At 68.4% G+C, this 20,658-nt stretch carries 20 protein-coding genes; 11 read left to right on the top strand and 9 right to left on the bottom strand.

Features of this window, described 5'->3' with window-relative positions; translation table 11 throughout:
• Positions 1–40 precede the first annotated feature (40 nt).
• From ACWGCN_RS06255 to ACWGCN_RS06245, 3 genes are all read left to right on the top strand, one after another.
• Positions 41–2,086, top strand: a complete 2,046-nt coding sequence (locus ACWGCN_RS06255) for an AMP-binding protein (RefSeq protein WP_378990484.1) — start codon at positions 41–43, stop codon at positions 2,084–2,086.
• A 157-nt stretch (positions 2,087–2,243) separates the two neighbouring features.
• A complete protein-coding gene (locus ACWGCN_RS06250; RefSeq protein WP_101464499.1) occupies positions 2,244–2,939 on the top strand; it encodes a response regulator transcription factor in 696 nt (231 codons plus the stop codon).
• A 110-nt stretch (positions 2,940–3,049) separates the two neighbouring features.
• Positions 3,050–4,306, top strand: a complete 1,257-nt coding sequence (locus tag ACWGCN_RS06245; protein ID WP_452459819.1) for a sensor histidine kinase — start codon at positions 3,050–3,052, stop codon at positions 4,304–4,306.
• Positions 4,307–4,361: 55 nt separating this feature from the next.
• On the opposite strand, the gene ACWGCN_RS06240 is transcribed toward ACWGCN_RS06245, so the two are convergent.
• On the bottom strand, positions 4,362–4,508 hold the full coding sequence (locus ACWGCN_RS06240) for a hypothetical protein (protein WP_378990486.1): 147 nt from the start codon (positions 4,506–4,508) through the stop codon (positions 4,362–4,364).
• A gap of 97 nt (positions 4,509–4,605) precedes the next feature.
• Positions 4,606–5,268 (bottom strand): hypothetical protein, encoded by a 663-nt coding sequence (locus ACWGCN_RS06235; RefSeq protein WP_379312424.1) that lies wholly within the window; start codon positions 5,266–5,268, stop codon positions 4,606–4,608.
• A gap of 276 nt (positions 5,269–5,544) precedes the next feature.
• Here ACWGCN_RS06235 and ACWGCN_RS06230 point away from each other — a divergent pair, with 276 nt between their 5' ends.
• Positions 5,545–6,702 (top strand): hypothetical protein, encoded by a 1,158-nt coding sequence (locus ACWGCN_RS06230; protein WP_452459820.1) that lies wholly within the window; start codon positions 5,545–5,547, stop codon positions 6,700–6,702.
• 74 nt (positions 6,703–6,776) lie between these two features.
• The gene (locus tag ACWGCN_RS06225; RefSeq protein ID WP_387446408.1) at positions 6,777–7,358 is read left to right on the top strand and encodes a Uma2 family endonuclease; all 582 of its coding nucleotides are present in this window, start codon (positions 6,777–6,779) and stop codon (positions 7,356–7,358) included.
• 48 nt (positions 7,359–7,406) lie between these two features.
• On the opposite strand, the gene ACWGCN_RS06220 is transcribed toward ACWGCN_RS06225, so the two are convergent.
• From ACWGCN_RS06220 to pdxH, 5 genes are all read right to left on the bottom strand, one after another.
• Entirely contained in the window at positions 7,407–8,033 is a 627-nt protein-coding gene (locus tag ACWGCN_RS06220; protein WP_378656463.1) for a hypothetical protein, read from the bottom strand.
• A 221-nt stretch (positions 8,034–8,254) separates the two neighbouring features.
• A complete protein-coding gene (locus ACWGCN_RS06215) occupies positions 8,255–8,614 on the bottom strand; it encodes an FKBP-type peptidyl-prolyl cis-trans isomerase (protein WP_378990490.1) in 360 nt (119 codons plus the stop codon).
• 63 nt (positions 8,615–8,677) lie between these two features.
• Positions 8,678–9,991 (bottom strand): citrate synthase, encoded by a 1,314-nt coding sequence (locus ACWGCN_RS06210; RefSeq protein ID WP_101464504.1) that lies wholly within the window; start codon positions 9,989–9,991, stop codon positions 8,678–8,680.
• A gap of 258 nt (positions 9,992–10,249) precedes the next feature.
• The gene (locus tag ACWGCN_RS06205; protein WP_378990491.1) at positions 10,250–11,533 is read right to left on the bottom strand and encodes an MFS transporter; all 1,284 of its coding nucleotides are present in this window, start codon (positions 11,531–11,533) and stop codon (positions 10,250–10,252) included.
• Positions 11,534–11,601: 68 nt separating this feature from the next.
• Positions 11,602–12,306: a pyridoxamine 5'-phosphate oxidase gene (pdxH, locus tag ACWGCN_RS06200; RefSeq protein WP_387446404.1), complete on the bottom strand. Its 705-nt coding sequence runs from the start codon at positions 12,304–12,306 to the stop codon at positions 11,602–11,604.
• Between the two features lie 76 nt (positions 12,307–12,382).
• Between pdxH and ACWGCN_RS06195 the strand changes: the two genes are divergently transcribed.
• Both ACWGCN_RS06195 and ACWGCN_RS06190 read left to right on the top strand, forming a co-directional pair.
• A complete protein-coding gene (locus tag ACWGCN_RS06195; RefSeq protein WP_101464507.1) occupies positions 12,383–13,507 on the top strand; it encodes a citrate synthase 2 in 1,125 nt (374 codons plus the stop codon).
• Positions 13,508–13,656: 149 nt separating this feature from the next.
• On the top strand, positions 13,657–14,535 hold the full coding sequence (locus tag ACWGCN_RS06190) for a polysaccharide deacetylase family protein (RefSeq protein ID WP_452459876.1): 879 nt from the start codon (positions 13,657–13,659) through the stop codon (positions 14,533–14,535).
• A gap of 37 nt (positions 14,536–14,572) precedes the next feature.
• Here ACWGCN_RS06190 and ACWGCN_RS06185 read toward each other — a convergent pair whose 3' ends face one another.
• Positions 14,573–15,211 (bottom strand): hypothetical protein, encoded by a 639-nt coding sequence (locus ACWGCN_RS06185; RefSeq protein ID WP_378990496.1) that lies wholly within the window; start codon positions 15,209–15,211, stop codon positions 14,573–14,575.
• A 67-nt stretch (positions 15,212–15,278) separates the two neighbouring features.
• The gene (locus ACWGCN_RS06180; protein WP_452459877.1) at positions 15,279–15,950 is read right to left on the bottom strand and encodes a TetR/AcrR family transcriptional regulator; all 672 of its coding nucleotides are present in this window, start codon (positions 15,948–15,950) and stop codon (positions 15,279–15,281) included.
• 81 nt (positions 15,951–16,031) lie between these two features.
• Here ACWGCN_RS06180 and ACWGCN_RS06175 point away from each other — a divergent pair, with 81 nt between their 5' ends.
• From ACWGCN_RS06175 to ACWGCN_RS06160, 4 genes are all read left to right on the top strand, one after another.
• Entirely contained in the window at positions 16,032–17,156 is a 1,125-nt protein-coding gene (locus tag ACWGCN_RS06175) for an FAD-dependent oxidoreductase (RefSeq protein ID WP_452459878.1), read from the top strand.
• A 97-nt stretch (positions 17,157–17,253) separates the two neighbouring features.
• A complete protein-coding gene (gene serC / locus ACWGCN_RS06170; protein ID WP_452459879.1) occupies positions 17,254–18,375 on the top strand; it encodes a phosphoserine transaminase in 1,122 nt (373 codons plus the stop codon).
• A 312-nt stretch (positions 18,376–18,687) separates the two neighbouring features.
• Positions 18,688–19,701 carry a septation protein SepH gene (gene sepH, locus ACWGCN_RS06165; RefSeq protein WP_378990500.1) on the top strand — a complete coding sequence of 338 codons (1,014 nt, stop codon included), beginning with the start codon at positions 18,688–18,690 and terminating at the stop codon, positions 19,699–19,701.
• A 223-nt stretch (positions 19,702–19,924) separates the two neighbouring features.
• The gene (locus ACWGCN_RS06160) at positions 19,925–20,656 is read left to right on the top strand and encodes a DUF6928 family protein (RefSeq protein WP_452459880.1); all 732 of its coding nucleotides are present in this window, start codon (positions 19,925–19,927) and stop codon (positions 20,654–20,656) included.
• Positions 20,657–20,658 lie beyond the last annotated feature (2 nt).

Below are 20,658 nucleotides of genomic sequence, written 5' to 3'. Positions count from 1 at the left end.
TATCGAGCGGGCATCGAAGCGAGGCTAGGGAGTCACGGGGTTGGACACCGAACACGAGTACCGGCCGGTCTATCAGACCAGCCTGGTCGACCCAGCCGACTTCTGGTCCGCCGCAGCTCAGGGCATCGAGTGGGATGTCGAACCGCAGCAGATCGTCGATGCCGCCGATAAGCGGTCGGCCCGGTGGTTCCCCGATGCCCGCCTGAATACCTGCGTGAACGCCCTCGACCGCCACGTCAGAGCGGGCACTGTCGACCAGGGTGGACACGCCGATCAACCCGCCCTCATATATGCCTCCGCTATGACGGACACCACCACGATTTACACCTACGCCGAATTGCTCGACGCGGTGGCCGAGTTCGCGGGAGCCATGCGCGATCTCGGTGTGGTGGCCGGTGATCGGGTGGTGATCTATCTGCCGATGATTCCCGAAGCGGTGATCGCGATGCTGGCCTGTGCCCGCATCGGCGCGGTGCACTCGGTGGTGTTCGGCGGGTTCGCCGCACCCGAGCTGGCCGCCCGCATCGACGATGCCGAGCCGGTCCTGATCATCACGGCCTCGGGCGGCCTGGAACCCAACCGCCGCATCGACTACCCGCCGATCGTGATGGCCGCGCTCGATCTCGCCGAGACCGCGTCGGTACGCACGGTGATCGTGAAGCAGCGGCCCCAGTTCACGACGATCGAGTTCCCGGCCGCCCTGCCCGCCACCGACGTGCTGCCGTCTTCGGAGCAGACCGTCGCCGCGCGCTGGGTCGATTGGGACGACTGCGTCGACGGTGCGGCGCCCGCCGATCCGGTCTCGGTGGCCGCCACCGATCCGCTCTACATCCTCTACACCTCCGGCACCACCGGTAAGCCGAAGGGCGTGGTGCGCGACAACGGCGGACACGCGGTGGCGCTGGCTTGGTCGATGCGCAATATCTACGACGTCGGCCCTGGTCAGGTGTTCTGGGCCGCCTCCGATGTGGGCTGGGTCGTCGGCCACTCCTACATCGTCTACGCACCCCTGCTGGTCGGCGCGACGACGGTGCTCTACGAGGGCAAACCGGTCGGCACCCCCGACGCGGGCGCGTTCTGGCGGATCGTCGACGAGCACGACGTGCGGGTGCTGTTCACTGCGCCGACCGCGTTGCGCGCGATCCGCCGCGCCGACCCCGACGCCACCGCGGCCCACCGCCACGACCTGTCCCGGCTGCGCGCGCTGTTCTGCGCGGGCGAGCGCCTGGATCCGGCCACCTTCGACTGGGCGACGAACACCCTGCTGGCCGATCATCCCGACACCCCGGTGGTCGATCACTGGTGGCAGACCGAGACCGGCTGGCCGATCTGCGCCGACCCGCTCGGCGTGCAGGAACTGCCGGTCAAGCCCGGTTCGGCGAGTGTGCCGGTGCCCGGCTACCGGCTGCGCGTGCTCGACGCGAACGGCAACGCGGTTCCGGCCGGGACCGAGGGCAACATCGTCATCGGGCTGCCGCTGCCCCCCGGCTGCCTGACCGGGTTGTGGCGCGACCGGGATCGCTTCATCCGCTCGTACCTGTCGGCCTTCCCCGGCCATTACCTCACCGGCGACTCCGGCTACTTCGACGAGGACGGCTATCTCTACGTCCTCGGGCGCAGCGACGACGTGATCAACATCGCCGGGCATCGCCTGTCGGCGGGCAGCATCGAGGCCGCCATCGCCGGGCACGAGGCCGTCGCCGAATGCGCGGTGATCGGCATGCCCGACGAGCTCAAGGGCAGCCTCCCGCTGGCCTATGTGGTGCTCAAGCAGGGCGTCGAGATCGACCAGCAGCAGTTGCGCGCCGAACTCGACGACCGGGTGCGTGCCCAGATCGGGGCGATCGCCACCCTGCACGACTCGATCATCGTCACCGGATTGCCCAAGACCCGTTCCGGCAAGATCCTGCGCAAGACGATCCGCCAGCTCACCGCCGGTGAACACGTCGAAACCCCCGCCACCATCGAGGACCCCCACGTCCTCACCGCCCTGGCGGACCGCATCCTCGCCAACCCACCACTGGGCAGCATCACGCCGACCGCCACCCCCGAACAGGACAACGATCCAGTCTCGCCGACCCCGTAGACATCCGAGGTCTTCGCAGCCCCGCAGGGGCGTCTCGGCCGCCTCGATCCGGACTGACCAGAGGGTGCGACGAAGGAGTGCCCGCCGGGAGGGAAGATCGAGGGCACCAGGCCGAGACCCCGCGGCGCCCGCGCCGCCAGAAATATAAGCTCACCACGTGACTTCCTCTACCGTTCTCGTCGTCGATGACGACGAGGACGTTCTCGCCTCGGTCGAACGCGGCCTGCGACTGTCCGGTTTCCGGGTGCTGGTCGCGCGCGACGGTGGTGCCGCGCTGCGCGCCGTCGCCGAGCAGGCGCCCGACGCGGTGGTCCTCGACATGAACATGCCGGTCCTCGACGGTGCCGGGGTGGTCACGGCCTTGCGGGCGATGGGCAATGACGTGCCCATCTGCGTGCTCAGCGCCCGTGCTTCGGTGGACGACCGGATCGCGGGTCTCGAGTCGGGCGCCGACGACTACCTGGTGAAACCGTTCGAGCTGGCCGAATTGGTGGCCAGGATCAAGGCCCTGCTGCGCCGCCGCACCGACACACCCGAGCCCGTGGCGCCCGGCGCGCTGACGGTCGGGCCGTTGCTGGTCGATGTCGCGGGGTATCGCGCACTACTGCACGGGCGCGAAATCGAGCTCACCAAAAGGGAATTCGAATTGCTGTCGACGCTCGCCCGGAATGCCGGTGTGGTGTTGACGCGAGAACGGCTGCTGGAATTGGTGTGGGGTTACGATTTCATAGCCGATACGAATGTGGTGGACGTGTTCGTCGGATACCTGCGCAGGAAACTCGAAATAGATGACACGCCAAGGATTTTGCACACGATTCGCGGGGTGGGTTTCGTACTCCGGGAATCGAAATGATCTCCGAACAACCGCTGAAACGTCGTCGCAGACAATCGTTTTCGCTCCGGACAAGAGTCGCGGGGGCGGCTGCGGCAGGTGCCGTCATCATCGTCACGATCGCCGCTTTCGTGGGTTTTCAAGCAATCGAGCGCAATAATGTCACCCAAACCGATCAGCAACTGGAAATCGCTTCGCGCATCGTGCTGATCGAGCCGGTGCTGGCAACCGGGTTCGTCAACCTGACCGGATTGCAGAACACCATGGCGCTCACGGTGCGCGACGACGGCCAGGTGACCGCGTCGAGCTCGACCCAGCTGCCGGATCTGCCCCCCGGCTCGCAGACCGTCGAGCTGAACGACCAGCCCTATCGGGTGCTCACCACCACCGAGAACCAGCCCGCGGGTCGCACTGTCTCGCTGGCCATTCCGACCACCGAGGCCACCAAGGCCACCGACGACCAGCAACGCTGGGTCCTCGCGGGCGCGGCGATCGCGGTGGCGGCCGCGGCGGCGCTGGGCTGGCTGCTCGCCGGGCGTGCGGTCGGCCCGATCGTGAAGCTGACCAAGCAGGTGTCGGCCCGCAGCACGGGCGGTGGGCCGGACGAGCACGATCGCCCGGTCGACGGTTCCGGTGTCGACGAAGCGGTGAAGCTGGCCGACGCGGTGAACACCATGCTGGCCCGCGTCGACCAGGCCCAGGCCGAGACCGCCGCCGCGCTGGAAACCGCCCGCGACTTCGCCGCCGTCTCCGCCCACGAACTGCGCACCCCGCTCACCGCGATCCGCACCGACCTCGAGGTCCTGCGCACCCTCGACCTCACCGACGACCAGCGTCGCGAGATCCTCGACGACCTCGCCCGCAACGAGACCAGGGTGGAAACCACCCTGTCCGCGCTGGAACGGCTCGCCCGCGGCGATCTCACCGCCGAGACCGATCACGTCCCCACCGATGTCGCCGACCTGTGCGACCAGGCCGCCCACGACGCCATGCGCCACAACCCCGGCCTGGCGGTGCGCATCGACACCGACGCCGAACTGGTGACCCGGGGCCTGCCCGCAGGCCTGCGGCTGGCCGTCGACAACGCGCTCACCAATTCGGTGAAGCACGGCGGCGCCACCGCCGCTGTCGTGTCGGCGCATCGCACCGCGCACGGCCGGATCGTCATCGCCGTCGACGACAACGGCACCGGCGTCGCGCCCGGCGAACGCGAGGCGGTCTTCGCGCGGTTCGCCCGCGGCGCCAACGCCACCAAGGGCGGTTCGGGCCTCGGCCTCGCGCTGGTGGCCCAGCAGGCCCAGTTGCACGGCGGGCTGACGTACTTCGAGGACAGTCCACTCGGCGGCGCCCGTCTCGTCATCGACCTGCCCGCGCGACCGGCCCAGTAGAAACACGAAAGCCCCGCACCCACGATGACCGTGGATGCGGGGCCGAGCTCGCTACTTACTTGTCGCTCTTGAAAGCGTCCTTCACTCTGCCCGCCGCGCGCTCGGCAGCTTCCTTCACGTTGGCCGCTGCCTTCTTCGCTTCCGCCTCGATCTTCTCGCCCTCGGCCTTGGCCTTGGCTTTGACATCGTCGGTGTCGGACATCGAACCTCCACTCTCGTGAGTTCCGCGCCTGATCGGCGCGGGGTGAAGACACTCGCGAGAATACCGCACAGTTAACAACCAGCGACTGAAGCTGGAATCAGGGGAGAACCTGCGGGATCGACTCCGGGATGACCAGGCCGATCACCGCGCCGAGCACCGCGCCGGTGATCGCGAAGGAGACGCCCGAGGTGAACGCGCACAGGAAGTAGCCGATGATGAACGCGGCCAGGCCCGGGATGCACAGGATCGCCGCGGTCAGGAAGCCGATGGTGGCACCGGCGGCCGCACCGTTCTGGACGGGGTCGTGGTTTCCGGCCTCGGGGTTGGTGGCGATGCTCTTCAGTTCGTCGGTGGTGGCGGCGGACAGCTGCGGGGCGATCTGCAGCGTGCGGCCGTCCTCGGAGACGACCGAAGCCAGCGCGATGTTGTTGCCACCGACGGTGGTCATCGTCAGCGGCAGCTCGCTGACCTTGTCTCCGGTGGCGGAGATGACCGCGACGTTGGTGGAGTCGGGCGAGAGCACGAAGCGGCCGTTGTCGACGGTCGCGGAGACGGTGCGCAGGTCCGGCGAGACAGTGGTCTTGTAGCCGACGCCGTCGGCGGCGCCTTCGCCTGCCAGCCCGGCGGCGATCTCGGCCTGACGCGCGACGGTGACATCAGCGGCCGCGGTGCCCGTGGTGACGAGCGACGCCGCGACGACCAGCGGCAGTGCGGCGAAGACCGCACGGCGACCCGCGCGAGTGATGTTGTGGCTGAACATGTTCGGTTCTCCCTCCCGATGCTTCCGAAGAATCCCCGAACCCCCCGGACGAATCGAAAAAATCTCGATGTCGATTGACTCGAGAGTTGTACCGAACCACTACGGCATTGCGGAATATGTTGTGACACAAGGCATAGTTTGAACAGGTAGCTATCGATCGGCGATCGCGCGCAGTACTCGACCGGCATACCGGCAGCTACCTCGAGCAGCCCTTCCTCAACGAACTCTCAGACATCTCCCACGTCCGGCACCGAACTCCGGGATACCGTCGCCGATGTGATCGACAAACGCGCTCGCCTGCTCTGCTTCACCACTGCTCTCGCGCTGGCGGGCGGTGCTGTCGCCTGTTCCGGCAAGGATGCCGCACCGACCGGGATCGCGCTCGTCAACGCTGATTCCGGGCCGACCGGCGAGCGTGTGGCCAAGGCGGTGCAGGATGCGGGTGGCTATGAGTGGACTGTCGCGAAGCCCGGTGAGATCGACGCGGGCGACTACGCCGCCGTGATCACCCTGCCCGCCGACCTCACCGCGTCGATGGCCACCCTCGCCACCCCGGAACCCAAGCGCGCCAAAGTGACCGTCGCCACCCACGACGGCGCCGACACGAACACGGTGAACGGCGCGGTCGATGTGGTGACGCACCGGATCGGCGCGTCCGGCGTCGACGCGGCGCTGGCCGCGGTCTCGCAGGCACGCAACCAGATGACCTCGGTCCAGTTCACCGCCCAGCTGCTCAGCGCGGGCGTGAACGCCGCCGCCGACGGTGCGAGCCAGTTCAGTGGCGGTGCGGAGCAGATGCTCGGGTTCCTCGACTACGCGAAAGAGGGTGCGGGCCAACTCACTTCGGCGATCGAGCTGCTGAACCAGACCGTCGACGGCGCGGCGAAGCAGGCGAACCAGCTGGCCGATGCCCTCGGCGCCACCGGCGTCACCATCGCCGGCGTCCAATCCAGCGCGGCCGCCATGGGCTCCGGCCTCGACCAGATCCTGCCCCTTCTGAAAGCCCTCCCCTTCGCGGGCGACCCGCAGCTCGCCGACATCATCACCAAACTCGAAGCGCTACGCGGCGTATCGACCCAGGCAGGCACCCAACTCGACGGCCTCAGCGAATTGACCGGCGCCGCAGTAGATCCCAACACCGACCTGGGCACCCTCCTGCGCACCGTCGTGGCCCGCCTCAACAGCGCCCGCGACCAGCTCACCCAGGGCGCCGAACTCGCCAAGGGCCTGCCCACCCTCGCCGAGCAGGGCGGCGCCCAACTCCTCTCGGCCGTCGAACAACTCACCGGCGGCGTCGGCGCCCTGCAGAACATCGTCGGCAACCTCAACACCCAAACCGGCAAGGCCCTCGAGGCCCTCCCCCCACGAGGCCAGTCCCAGCAATCCGCCCTCGCCCTCGCCCTCACCGACCCCGTCGAAGTCGTCCGGGAGTGACCCCACCACCAACCGCCTTCGGAAGTCGTCGACGAACAGTGTCGAGGCGGCAACACGGTCGGTAAGCTCGGCCCATGACGATCCAGGCCGTGGACTCGCTACCCCATCAGATGACGGAAGAGCAGTACCGTCAGCTCCCCGAGGACGTCTCCAGGGAGATCGAGGTAGTGCACGGGCACGTCATCCTCTGCGAATCACCGTCACCTGAGCACAACCGCATCGCCCGACGCCTCGCAGGCGCCATGGAAGACCTGCCGAGCACCGAACCGTGCATCCGCGCCGAGACCGACATCGACGTGGTGCTCTGGCGGGTTCCGAAGTTCACCTTCCGCCGTCCCGATGTCACGGTATACAGATGCCTGCAACAGCCGGGAGACAAGCCGGAGGCAGGCGACGCACTGATCGTGGTCGAGGTGTCGTCGCCGTCGACAGCGGCCGAGGACTTGCTCGACAAGAAGGCGCAGTACGCGCGAGTCGGTATTCCGCTCTACCTCGTCGTCATGCTCGACCCGAAATTCGCGATAGCGGAGGTGCTCGAGTTCCGGCTCGACGCGCACGCCCGCGAGTATCGGCTCCACCAGATCCACCGCGACGGGTTACTCCGGCTCGAACACGTGATCGTCGGGGACATCGCCTTCGCCGAGCTCACTCGCTGAACCAACGCGGCCCGGTCGGTTTCGACCGGGCCACAGGGGTTTTCAGGGTCAGGGCAGGACCTGCGGGATGATGTGCGGTGCGGCCACGCCGACCACGGCGCCGATCAACGCGCCGATCAACGCGTTCGGGAGACCTACCAGGCCGACGCACGGCAGGTAGAGGATCATCGTGGTGATCATCGGGATGCACACGACGGCGGCGACGAGCGCGCCGATGCCTGCGCCGATGGCGGCGGCGTTCTGGACCGGGTCGGGGAATTGCGCGGTGGGGGTGGTCGCGATGGTCTTCAGTTCGTCGCTCGCCTCCGCGGTGGGCCGCGGTGTCACCGTCATGCTTCGCCCGTCGGCCGCGATCTCGGTCGCCAGGGCGATCACATTGCCGCTGACCGTGGTGAACGAGGTGGGGACCTCCCCGATCGGATCGCCGGTCGCGGACTCGACGATGACCCGGGCCCGGTCGGGTGCGAGCAGGAACCGGCCCTCCTCCACCGAGGCGGCTACGGTGCGCAGGTCCGGCGCGACCGTGGTGCGGTAGCCCTGCCCCGCACTCGACAATCCCGCCGCGTACTGCGTCTGCTGGTCGACCTCCGCAGACGCGACCCCGGCCACGCTCACCGCCACGGCGATGGGCAGCGCCACGGCCAGCGCACGGCGAACAACCTTGTGTTGGAACATGATCGAGAATCTCCCTCCCGAAACTCCCGAAGAACCCGGCCCCGGGCGAATCGAACAAGTCACTGTCATGGACAACGCATTGGAAACGAATCACACGGGAGCCGTTGGGCTCCGTCATACGCGGGGCACATTACCCCGCGGCTCGCGAGGCGGGTGCCTTACCCCTGAAACAGCAACGGCCCGTGCCTCCCTGAGGAGGCACGGGCCGAAATGCGGTGAGATCAGTTCGCGTTGAGCAGGTCGATCACGAAGACCAGCGTCTTGCCGGAGAGCGCGTGGCCCGCGCCCGCGGCACCGTAGGCGAGGTCCGGCGGGATCACCAGCTGACGACGGCCGCCGACCTTCATGCCGGGGATGCCGTCCTGCCAGCCCTGGATCAGGCCGCGCAGCGGGAAGGTGAGGGACTCGCCGCGATCCCAGGAGGAGTCGAACTGCTCACCGTTGTCGAACTCGACGCCGACGTAGTGCACCTCGACGGTGCCACCGGCCACCGCTTCTTTGCCTTCGCCCTCGATGAGGTCGGTAATGACGAGCTCGGTGGGCGCGGGGCCCTCCTGGAATTCGATCTCCGGCTTGGTCATGCGGGCTATCCCCTTCGATAGATTGCTGTACCCAACAAAGTTGCCGACAACGGCGGATCGAAACTAGCGGTTGTCGATCGCGCGGTAGTCGCGTTCACCGTAACCGGTGTAGATCTGGCGCGGGCGGCCGATCTTCAGCGGCTCGGAGTGCATCTCACGCCAGTGCGCGATCCAGCCGGGCAGCCGGCCCATCGCGAACAGCACGGTGAACATGCGGGTCGGGAAGCCCATGGCCCGGTAGATGACGCCGGTGTAGAAGTCGACGTTCGGGTACAGACGACGCGACACGAAGTAGTCGTCGGTGAGGGCGGCCTCTTCGAGCTGCTTGGCGATGTCGAGCAGCTGGTCGTCGCCGCCGATCTTCGACAGGATCTTGTCGGCGGCCTGCTTGACCAGCGTCGCGCGCGGGTCGTAGTTGCGGTAGACGCGGTGCCCGAAGCCCATGAGCTTCACGCCGTCTTCCTTGTTCTTGACCTTGCGGATGAATTCCTTGACGTCGCCGCCGTTGGCCTTGATCTCGTCGAGCATCTCGAGCACGGCCTGGTTGGCACCGCCGTGCAGCGGGCCCCACAGCGCGTTGATGCCACCGGACACCGAGGTGAACAGGTTGGCGTCGGAGGAGCCGACGAGGCGCACGGTCGAGGTGGAGCAGTTCTGCTCGTGGTCGGCGTGCAGGATCAGCAGCATGTCGAGCGCGGCGGCGACCTCGGGGTCGACCTCGTAGGGCTCGGCCGGGAAGCCGAAGGTCATCCGCAGGAAGTTCTCGACCAGCGACAGCGAGTTGTCGGGGTAGAGGAACGGCTGACCGACCGACTTCTTGTACGAGTAGGCCGCGATGGTGGGCAGCTTGGCCAGCAGGCGGATGGTGGACAGCTCGACCTGCTCGGGGTCGCGCGGGTCCAGCGAGTCCTGGTAGTACGCCGACAGCGCGTTCACCGCGGACGACAGCACCGGCATGGGGTGCGCGTTGCGCGGGAAGCCGTCGAAGAACCGCTTCAGGTCCTCGTGCAGCAGCGTGTGGCGGCGGATGCGATCGGTGAAGTCGTCGAGCTGGGCCTGGGTCGGCAGCTCGCCGTAGATGAGCAGGTAGCTGACCTCGATGAAGGTCGAGCGGCCCGCCAGCTGGTCGATCGGGTACCCGCGGTAGCGCAGGATGCCCGCTTCACCGTCGATGTAGGTGATGGCCGACTTGGTCGACGCGGTGTTCATGAAACCGGGGTCATAGGTGACGTAACCGGTGCTGGCCAGCAGCTTGCCCAAGTCGAGCCCGTCGTTACCCTCCGCGGCCTTGGTGACCGAGATCGGGAACTCGCCACCGGGGTACTGCAGTACCGCCTTGGCGTCTTCGGTGACGTTGGTGATGTTCTCAGCGGGCACGGAAGGATCCCTCTCAGGCTAGAACCGTAGGCACCGGTGCGGTCGGCACAGGTGCGCTTGCGCTAACGCTAGCTGTTGTTCGGTCAGGACGAGCAATCAGGGTTGTCCTGTCCTGTTCTCACACCGGTCACGTGCCGCGGTGAGGTCGGCGCAGGGCCGGGGACCTGCGCCGATCCCGTTTTCCACACCATCAGCGCGGCGGTGCCCGACGATTGCCGAGCACACGGATCCGGTTTCCGAATCCCCTTGCCGCGCAAGTCAATTCACAGCCACGGCGGAGTGCGCACGAGTGACCCGGTAGCGCACGAAGGCGGGGAAGGCCAGCGCGGCGAGCACCACGCCGATCACCACCAGTACGCCGCCACCGGCAGCCGCTACAGCAGTACCCATGCTCGCCGCGGCGAAACCGTGGGCAACGTCACCGATCCGCGGCCCACCTGCGACGACCACGATGAACACGCCCTGCAACCGTCCCCGCATCTCGTCGGTGGACACATTGAGCAACATGGCCGTGCGGAACGCCGCCGAGACCATGTCGACCGCGCCGCCGAACGCCAGGAAGGCCACCGCGATCCACAGCCACACGCCCAGTCCGAACCAGTGCCCGGCCAACCCCACGGCGAGCCCGAAGCCGACCATCGCCACACCCCACAGCGCGATGCACACGATCACCGCCAGCCCCTGCCTGCGCACCCGCGGTATCCACCCGGAGAACACGCCGCCGATCACCGATCCCGCCGCGATGGCCGCGAACAACAGGCCCAGCGCCACCCCGCCTTCGGCCGGATCGTGGAACGTCTCGTGCGCGATCTGCGGGAACAGCGCGCGCGGCATGCCGAACACCATGGCGATGATGTCGACGACGAACGACGCGAGCAGGATGCGCTGACCCGCGAGATAGCGGAATCCGTCGAGTACGGCGCGCAGCCCGGCCCGGCGCTGCTCGCCGGTCGGCGGGAAGGCGGGCAGCCGCCACACCGCCCACAGCGTCGCGAGCAGGGCGATCGAGTCGATCAGATACAGCATCGGCAACCCGATCACGGGGATCAGGACACCGGCCAGCACCGGTCCCGCGATCATGCCGACGTTCTGCACCGTCATGCTCAGCGAACTGGCCGAGGCCATCAGCTCCGGCGGCAGCAACCGGGCGATCAGGGCGCTGCGAGTGGGCTGATTGACCGCGAAGAACGCCTGCTGGGTGGCGAACAGCCCGAGGACGAGCCACACATTGTTCACCCCGAGCGCGGCCTGCACCCAGAACGCCACCGCGGTCAGGCCCGTGCCAGCCGTGGTGATGACGAGCAGGGTGCGCCGGTCCATCACATCGGCGAGCGCGCCGCCCCAGAGCCCGAACACCACCAGCGGAACCAGTCCGAACAAACCGGCCAGCCCGACGTAGCCGGAACTGCCGGTGATCTGGAAGATCTGCTGCGGTACCGCGACCACCGAGAGCTGAGCGCCGATGACGGTGACGATATTGGTCGTCCACAGTCTGCGATAGTCGCGATTACGCAGGGGTTCGGTGTCGGCGAGCAGCTTCACTCAGCGCAGATTAGCCACTGCGGCCCGGTCATCCCATGTTTAGGCGCAGTGACATAGGCCACCGCTCGTTACGGCTGCAAACGTTGGACCGTTGTGGTGTGCCCGTCGATCCGCAGCACGATGCGGTTGTGCAGCCTGCCGCGCCGACCCTGCCAGAACTCCACCTCGTCGGGTCGCAGCAGGTAACCGCCCCAGAACGGGGGCACGGGAATGTCGTCGACATCGGCGAATCGGGCCGTCGTCTCGGCCAGCACGCGATCGAGTTCGGCCCGCGTGGCCACCGGCTGCGACTGCTGCGAAGCCCACGCGCCCAGCCGCGACTCCCGCGGCCGCGCCGCCCAGTACGCCGCGGTCACCGCGGCGGACACCCGCTCGGTGACGCCGCGCACGTGCACCTGCCTGGCGAGCGCGGGCCAGACGAAACTCGCCGCCGCGTACGGGTCGGCGGCGAGCTGGGTGCCCTTGGCCGAGTCGTAGTTCGTATAGAAGGTGACGCCCTCGGGCGAGAGTCCTTTGCACAGGACCGTGCGCGCCACCGGTCGCGGGGCGGGGCCGGTGAGCGAGACCGTGGCCAGCACCATCGCGTTGGGTTCGGCGACTCCGGCGCCGCGCGCCTGCTCGATCCAGCTGCGCAGCAACGGTTCCCAGCCACCGGCCACCCAGGTCTCGTCGAGATCGGGTTCGGTGGCAGCGACGATCAGGGGATTGCCGTAGTCGACACGCATCGCGGCGAGGTCGGGCGCGGTGGTCGCGGCGGGGTCCAGGTCACGCATAGGGGCGAGATTACTCCGCGGTATGTCCGGGTCTAGGGTTCAGAAATATCGGCATGCCCCTGCAAGGAGAGTCACCATGACTACCAGCTCGGTACCACAGGATTTCGTCAGCGGATTGGAAGGCGTGGTGGCCTTCACCACCGACATCGCCGAGCCGGACAAGGACGGTGGCGCCCTGCGATATCGCGGCGTCGACATCCAGGATCTGGTCACCGATCAGGTGACGTTCGGCGACGTGTGGGCCCTGCTGGTCGACGGTGAGTTCGGTCGCGGCCTGCCGCCCGCCGAGCCCTTCCCGCTGCCGGTACACACCGGTGACGTGCGCGTCGACGTGCAGGCCGGCCTCGCGATGCTCGCCCCGATCTGGGGCTACGAGCCGCTGCTCGACATCGACGACGAGACCGCCCGCGAGAACCTCGCCCGCGCCTCGGTGATGGCGCTGTCGTATGTGGCGCAGTCCGCCCGCGGCATCTACCAGCCCGCCGTTCCGCAGCGCAAGATCGACGAGTGCGACACCGTCACCGAGCGGTTCATGACCCGCTGGAAGGGTGACCCGGACCCGCGCCACACCGAGGCCATCGACGCCTACTGGGTGTCCGCGGCCGAGCACGGCATGAACGCTTCCACTTTCACCGCCCGCGTCATCGCCTCCACCGGCGCCGATGTGGCGGCGTCGCTGTCCGGCGCGATCGGCGCCATGTCCGGCCCGCTGCACGGCGGCGCCCCGGCGCGCGTGCTGCCGATGATCGAGGCCGTCGAGAAGTCCGGTGACGCCCGGGCGCTGGTCAAGGGCATCCTGGACCGCAAAGAGAAGCTGATGGGCTTCGGCCACCGCGTGTACCGCGCCGAAGACCCGCGCGCCCGCGTGCTCCGCGCCACCGCCCAGCGCCTCGACGCCCCCCGCTTCGAGGTGGCCGCCGCACTGGAGCAGGCCGCGCTGGCCGAGCTGCGCGAGCGTCGCCCGGATCGCGCCATCGAGACCAATGTCGAGTTCTGGGCCGCGGTCATCCTCGACTTCGCCGAGGTTCCGGCGCACATGATGCCCGCGATGTTCACCTGTGGCCGGACCGCCGGTTGGTGTGCCCACATCCTCGAGCAGAAGCAGCTGGGCAAGCTGGTCCGCCCCGCCGCGATCTACACCGGGCCCGGCCCGCGCACCCCGGACGAGGTTCCGGGCTGGTCCACCATCTCGCAGCACTGAGTCGTCGAACCGGGCGCCGCTATCTCGGCGCCCGGTTCATTCTCAGCTACTTGCGGTGTCTAATGATTCACCTGCTAGAACGTGTTCGACGAGCACCGCGACAGGTTCGGCGATAACATCCCAGCGAACATGTTCGTGAGGGGTGGATCGTGCACAGCAATGGTTTGTCGCGGCGTCGGCTGTTCGGCGCCTGCGCTGCTCTCACCACCGCGGTTGCCACAGGATGCGCTGTCGCACAAGGCGATTCGGCCGCACCCGAGTCAACCGGTCGCACCGATGGGCTGCCTGCCGCGCCGGTGAGCGCGCACCCGATCGCCACCCCGGAGGCGGTGCCGGTCCCCTTTCCCGCCCAGGTGGCCGCCCGGCACGCGGGCGCCGTCCCGCATCAGTGGGGCGTCGATCTGCCCGGCATCACCAGCGGCCTCCCCGCGGGCGGCAAGCGGTTCGCGCTCACGTTCGACGCGTGCGGCGGTCCCGGCAACAGTGACCTCGACCAGGCCCTGATCGACCTGCTGATCGCCGAACAGATCCCGGCCACCCTGTTCCTCAACAAACGCTGGGTCGACGCCGATCCGGCTCGGGTCCAGCGACTGGCGGCGAATCCGCTGTTCGAACTGGCCAATCACGGTGGCGCGCACAAGCCGCTCTCGGTGTCGGGCCGGTCCGCCTACAAGGTTGCGGGCACCGCCTCCGCTGAGGAGGCCGCGTACGAGGTCTGGGACAACCACCAGCGGATCATCGAGCTCACCGGCCGCGCGCCGCGATTCTTTCGCGCGGGCACCGCGCACTACGACGAGGTGGCGGTCGCGATCGTGAACGAATTGGGCGAGACCCCACTGGGTTTCACCGTCAATGCCGACTTCGGGGCAACCGCATCGGCGGCACAGGTGCAGAAGGCGATGAGCGCGGCCACTCCCGGCGGTATCGCGCTCGCGCATCTGCACCGTCCCCGATCGGGGACCGCGGCCGGAATGGCCGCGGCGCTACCGGCCCTGCGCGCAGCGGGTTTCACGTTCGTCCACTTGTAGCGGACGCCGCCCGCGCAGCGTCACGCGACCGGCGCGCTCAGCGCGTCAACGCCGCGAAATCGATCGCGACAGAGGCCCCTCGGTCGACGGTGAAGAACGCCGCCTCCAAGCGCGTTCCGAGTTCGATCTGGCCGACCGCCGCGAGCGGCACCGGCTGAATCAACCGCACCCGCCACGGCAACGGCTCGTCCCAGGCCCGCATCTCGAGATCGAGCCGGAGCACCGGATCGTCGCGTCCGGTGTAATCCGCCGCGATGGGCGCCACCGCGAGCACGATGGCCTCCGCTCGCCGCCCGTTGGCCAGAATCTTGGCCGCGGCCTTGCGCCCCGACTCCGGCGCCTCTGGCACGAACAGCACCACTCGCTCCCGGTCCCCCGGGTCCACCCGGCAGCCGACCACGTCGCCGGTCTGCATCCACTCCAGGTCCTGGCTACGCACCCGCTGCCGGACCCGCGCGTCGTAGGCCAGCTCGCCCGGCACCGACACCCGCACGCTGAACCGATAGCCACCCTCCCCCCGGCGCGTCCGTATCGACAGCACGCTCGCCATCGCGGGCAGCCCCCTGATCAGTAGTTCCCGCCGCGCTCCCTCGGACAGCAACCCCGGCCGCCGGCCGAAAGCCCACACACACCGGTCGAGCAGGGTCCGACCCGAGTCGGCCACAACGAGGCTCATGGCAGAAGGGTAATGCGAACGCCCTTCGCACAAGGGCAAATTCCTCGCACTCACCGCATCCACGCGGTCAGCCGAGGGCGGCGATCCCGGCGAGAACGAAGTCGATTCCGGCGAGGAATTGTTCGCGATCGTCGTGCTCGCGCAGCTGCTCGGCGATCTGATGGGCGAACGGGAATTCCGCCGGGTCGTGCTGTGTCCAGCGGGCGGCGACGGACCGCAGGAACGCCGAGCGGTCGCCCTCGTGCACAGCGAGTCGAGCGTTCGCCGCGTTCTGCCCGGCGACGCCGAGGATGTAGTTCACCAGCGCCGACGCGGCAGTGAACAGCGACGGCTCGGGGACGCCGAGTATCCGCAACTGCGCGCCGACGCGCTCGTAGATCTGCACCATCGCCAGCTGCCACGGCTCCTGGACGAGCTGGGCGCCCACCCACGGATGGGCGTCGATCGCGTCGAACATCCCGAGCGCGACGGCACGGATCGCGGTGAAGGGCTCCACGCTGTCGTCCGAGCTCGCCAGGACCCGGGCGATGACGCCGCCGGACGCGGCGGCGAGCAGATCGCTCTTGTTCTCGACATGCCAGTAGATCGCCCCGCTGCCGGTCTCCAGACGCGAAGCCAGTGCACGGAACGTGAGCGCGCGCTCGCCACCGGCGTCGAGGATCTCGATCGCGGCGTCCACGATCCGCTGCTTCGACAGCGCGTCGCTGCGTCGGGTGGCCCGTGGGGGACGTGTCGCCATGCACACCATCTTGACACTTCTGGAACATCGTTCCAAACTAGGTCTATGGAACGACGTTCCAGAATAGGAAAGGAAATCGCTATGACGACACCGGTCACGATCATCGGCGCCGGCCTCGGCGGCCTCACGCTCGCCAGAGTCCTCCACGTCCACGGCATCGCCGCGACGGTCTACGAGGCCGAGCCGTCGGCGGGCGCTCGCACCCAGGGCGGCCAGCTCGACATCCACGAACACGACGGCCAATTCGCACTCGCCGCGGCGGGCCTCACCGCCGAGTTCCGCGCGATCATCCACGAGGGCGGCGCGGCCTCCCGGATCCTCGACCGCCACGGGGAGCTGCTCCTCGACGAGCCCGACGACGGCGGCACCGAACGGCCCGAAGTCCTGCGCGGCGATCTGCGACGCGTCCTGCTCGACAGCCTGCCCGCGGGCACGGTCGAGTGGGGCCGGAAACTGACCGAAGTCGCCACCCTCGGCGACGGCCACCACGAGCTGACGTTCGCCGACGGTTCGATCGTGCGCACCGAGCTCCTCGTCGGCGCCGACGGCGTCTGGTCCAGGATCCGCCCGCTGCTCTCGACGGCGCGACCCGAATACGCGGGCGCCGTCTTCGTCGAGACCTACCTCTACGACGTGGACAACCGGCACCCGGCGGCGGCAGCGGTGGTCGGCGACGGTGGCATGTTCGCGCTCGCACCGGGCAACGGCATCTCCGCGCACCGCGAGGCGGGCGATGTCATCCACACCTACGCCGAACTCGCCCGCCCCGCCGACTGGCTCGACGGCATCGACTTCACCGACCCCACTGCCGCGCTCGCCCGGGTTGCGGCCGAATTCGACGGATGGGCGCCCGAGCTCACCGCACTGATCACCGACGGCGACACCCCGCCGGTCGCGCGCACGATCAACACGCTGCCCACCGGCCACCGCTGGGACCGTGTGCCCGGCGTGACCCTGCTCGGCGATGCCGCGCACCTGGCGCCACCCGCGGGCGAGGGCGCCAATCTCGCCATGCTCGACGGTGCCGAACTCGCCGCAGCGCTCGCCGCGCACCCCGGCGACCGGGAAGCGGCACTCACCGCCTACGAAGCGGCCCTGTTCCCCCGCAGCGCGAAGGCGGCCTCGGACGCGCACCGCATCCTCGACCTGTGCATCGGCGACAGCGCGCCGTTCGGGCTGGTCGACTTCATGACCGGCGTGTCCTGAGGATCCCCCGGCGAACACGAGTGGGCCGTCTCACAGCCGGTTCCCGACCCCGCCCCCGTGCGCGTACGAGCTTCGGCCGACCACTAAACTCGCCCCCATGACCAGTGCGTTCCCGACCATTCCCGCCGACCTCAAGCCCGCCGACGGACGGTTCGGCTGCGGCCCGTCCAAGGTCCGCCCGGAGCAGCTGCAGTCCCTGGTGACTGTCGGCGCCTCGGTGTTCGGTACCTCGCACCGCCAGAAGCCGGTCAAGGACGTCGTCGCGCGCGTGCGCAACGGCCTGCGCGAGCTGTTCTCCCTGCCCGACGGCTACGAGGTCGTGCTCGGCAACGGTGGCACCACCGCGTTCTGGGATGCCGCCGCCTTCGGCCTGATCCGCGAGCGTTCGCTGCACCTGACCAACGGCGAGTTCTCCTCGAAGTTCGCCTCGGTGGCCAAGGGCAACCCCTTCATCGGCGACCCGATCGTCGTCAAGGCCGAGCCGGGCAGCGCGCCCGAGCCCGTGTCCGACCCCTCGGTCGACCTCATCGGCTGGGCCCACAACGAGACCTCCACCGGCGTGTCCATCCCCGTGTCGCGTCCGGCCGGTTCGGAGAACGCCCTCATCGCCATCGACGCCACCTCGGGCGCGGGCGGTCTGCCGGTGAACATCGCCGACTCCGACGTGTACTACTTCGCCCCGCAGAAGTGCTTCGCCGCCGACGGCGGCCTGTGGATCGCGATCATGAGCCCGGCCGCGCTGGCCCGCGTCGCCGAGATCAAGGAATCGGGTCGCTGGACCCCGGAGTTCCTGTCGCTGCCGATCGCGGTCGACAACTCCTCCAAGGACCAGACCTACAACACTCCGGCGCTGGCGACCCTGCTGCTGTTCGCCGACCAGATCGAGTGGATGAACGCCAACGGCGGCCTCGACTGGACCGTGAAGCGCACCCTGGATTCGTCCTCGCGGCTGTACTCGTGGGCCGAGTCGAGCTCCTTCGCCACCCCGTACGTGTCGAACCCGGCGCACCGCTCGCAGGTCGTGGGCACCATCGACTTCGACGACGCGATCGACGCGGCCCAGGTGGCCAAGATCCTGCGCGCCAACGGCATCGTCGACACCGAGCCCTACCGCAAGCTGGGCCGTAACCAGCTGCGCGTCGGCATGTTCCCGGCGATCGACCCGGAAGATGTTTCGCAGCTGACCCGTTCGATCGACTGGGTCGTCGGTCAGCTCTGAGATAAGACCGCGATAGGGCCGGTGCCCGGTGAACCCATTCGGTTCGCCGCGCACCGGCCCTTCTTGTTCGGACTGCACACATTCGCAATATTCGCCGAGTTTCGACAGATCTCGGTATCGATATTTGATGTTGATCTATCACCAAAACCCCTGCACACAAGCTGAATTCGGGTGGTGAGCCGCTCAGATTAGCCCCCTGGGCACGGCTGGTGCGCGATTTAAGTCGTGCGTGTCTGCTGCGGCGGCCAAGTAATGTGCACTACTGTCTAGGAAAGTGGGCGGTGTCGTAGCCGACGCGATAGGGAGGTAACGGTGCGTGAACTTCGAGTGATCGGGGTGACGCCCGACTCCACGCACATCGTGTGCAGCGACACCGAGTCCGGTACCAAGTTCCGGTTGCCCGCCGACGACAAGCTCCGCGCGGCGGCGCGCGGCGACCTCGCACGATTCGGCCAGATCGAGATCGAAACGGAGGCGACTATGCGTCCTCGCGATATCCAGGCCCGTATTCGCGCTGGAGCGTCCGTCGAGCAGGTCACGGCAGAGTCCGGCATGCCGGAATCCAAAGTCGAACGATTCGCCTACCCCGTCTTGCTCGAGCGTGCGCGCGCCGCCGAATTGGCGCAGAAGGCGCACCCGGTGCGTCCCGACGGCCCCTCGGTGGAAACGCTGCACGAGATCGTCACGGCAGCCTTCGCCGAGCGCGGCCACACCATCGAACAGGCCGAGTGGGATGCCTGGAAAGACGAGAAGGGTTTCTGGGTCGCCCAATTGCAGTGGCGCCACGGTCACTCCGAGATCGCCGCGCACTGGCGCTACCAGCCCGACGCGCACGGCGGCTCGGTGTCGCCGCTCGACGACCCGGCCAACGACCTGATCGATCCCGACTTCGGCCGCGCGCTGCGTGGGCTGGCGACGATCCTGCCCACGCCGGTTCCCGCCGCCTCGCCGGTGCTCGAACCGCCGACCCCGGTGGAGCCGCGTCCGCGCGAGCAGATCGCCGCGCCCGCGGCGCGTCCGCAGAGCCGGCCTGCGCCGAACGTGGACGAGTACTACGAGCAGCGTCAGGTCGCCGCAGGCGGTGGCACGGCGGCGATTCCGGCCGCACCCATCCCCGCTGCACCGATCCCCGCCGCGCCCAAGCCCGCCGCCCCGAAGCCCGCTGTTCCCGCCACGCCGAGCCAGCCCGCAGCGCAAGCGGACAAGCCCGCCGAGGAGCCGGTAGCCGAGAAGCCCGCACCGAAGCCCGCGCGCACCAAGCGCGGCAAGGCGCCCATGCCGTCATGGGAAGACGTTCTGCTCGGCGTCCGTAGCTCCGGCAACTGAAAGCATGCGGACGCTCACGGGCCCGATTGCCATATCTCGCAAGAACATGGGTAACTCGCCGGGAACGAACTGACGTACCACGTCCGCCAACCGTCAGCCGCCGACGCCATCGAGCCACCCACCTGAGTCTGGCTTGAATACACGGAGAGGCGGGACAGCGAAGGCGGGACAGCGAGGCGGGACAGGGAGGCGGGACAGCGAGGCGGGACAGGGAGGCGGGACAGTGGCTTCTACGCTCTGGTATGTCGATACGCCTGATCCGGTGGCGGTGCTGACCGGAACTATCGAGTTTGATCCTGTCGCGGCGGCGGCGTTGGCCGGGCAGTTGTACGGCGACCACGACGTTCGGCCGCACATGGTCGGGACGCTCGCCGGATGCGCCGCACCGGATCGGGACGAGGTCTATATCGGGTGCTATCCCGGATTGACCGTGGTGTGTACGGCCGAGGCCGCGCTGGTCCATCCGACGAAGCTGCCCGATCTGCTGGTGCGCCCGCTCGCTTCCGAGCACACCTACCTGGTGTCCTACGACACGACACTGCACTGGGGCGCGTTCGCGCATTGGGAACGTGGCGAATTCCGGCGGTCGTTCAGTTCCACCCGGGTGGACATTCTCGAGAACGAAGGACTCCCGATGGTGTGGGAGCGCACCTTCTGGGCGGGAGAGCATCCGGTGCCGTGGCGGAGTTCGGACCATCCCGAACCCCAGTCGCTGCCGTTCGATCCACCGGATTTCGCCGACGCCGCCAATGACGAATGGCTCGGTTTCCGCTACCTGACCTCGGCCGCTTCCGGCCGACTCACCCCCGGCGACCTGCCGGTCTGCGGTTTCACGCTGTATCCGAAAGGCCAGGCACCGGAGCAGAAGCGCGTGCCGGTCGGTCGTCCCGGGGCGGCGACGCGGCGCAAGCGCGGGCTCTTCGGGTGGTTGCGCGGTGCCGATCGGGTGCTGTGAGC

The sequence above is a fragment of the Nocardia sp. NPDC055050 genome, from assembly GCF_053608345.1.
The sequence above is the reverse complement of the archived record's forward strand: the minus strand, read 5'-3'. Positions and strand labels throughout refer to the sequence as shown.

Coding starts and splice junctions, on each gene's coding strand:
- ACWGCN_RS06240 (WP_378990486.1), bottom strand. CDS start 4,508: ATGTCCGACACCGACGATGTCAAAGCCAAGGCCAAGGCCGAGGGCGAG.
- ACWGCN_RS06235 (WP_379312424.1), bottom strand. CDS start 5,268: ATGTTCAGCCACAACATCACTCGCGCGGGTCGCCGTGCGGTCTTCGCC.
- ACWGCN_RS06225 (WP_387446408.1), top strand. CDS start 6,777: ATGACGATCCAGGCCGTGGACTCGCTACCCCATCAGATGACGGAAGAG.
- ACWGCN_RS06220 (WP_378656463.1), bottom strand. CDS start 8,033: ATGTTCCAACACAAGGTTGTTCGCCGTGCGCTGGCCGTGGCGCTGCCC.
- ACWGCN_RS06215 (WP_378990490.1), bottom strand. CDS start 8,614: ATGACCAAGCCGGAGATCGAATTCCAGGAGGGCCCCGCGCCCACCGAG.
- pdxH (WP_387446404.1), bottom strand. CDS start 12,306: ATGCGTGACCTGGACCCCGCCGCGACCACCGCGCCCGACCTCGCCGCG.
- ACWGCN_RS06195 (WP_101464507.1), top strand. CDS start 12,383: ATGACTACCAGCTCGGTACCACAGGATTTCGTCAGCGGATTGGAAGGC.
- ACWGCN_RS06185 (WP_378990496.1), bottom strand. CDS start 15,211: ATGAGCCTCGTTGTGGCCGACTCGGGTCGGACCCTGCTCGACCGGTGT.
- ACWGCN_RS06180 (WP_452459877.1), bottom strand. CDS start 15,950: ATGGCGACACGTCCCCCACGGGCCACCCGACGCAGCGACGCGCTGTCG.
- ACWGCN_RS06175 (WP_452459878.1), top strand. CDS start 16,032: ATGACGACACCGGTCACGATCATCGGCGCCGGCCTCGGCGGCCTCACG.
- serC (WP_452459879.1), top strand. CDS start 17,254: ATGACCAGTGCGTTCCCGACCATTCCCGCCGACCTCAAGCCCGCCGAC.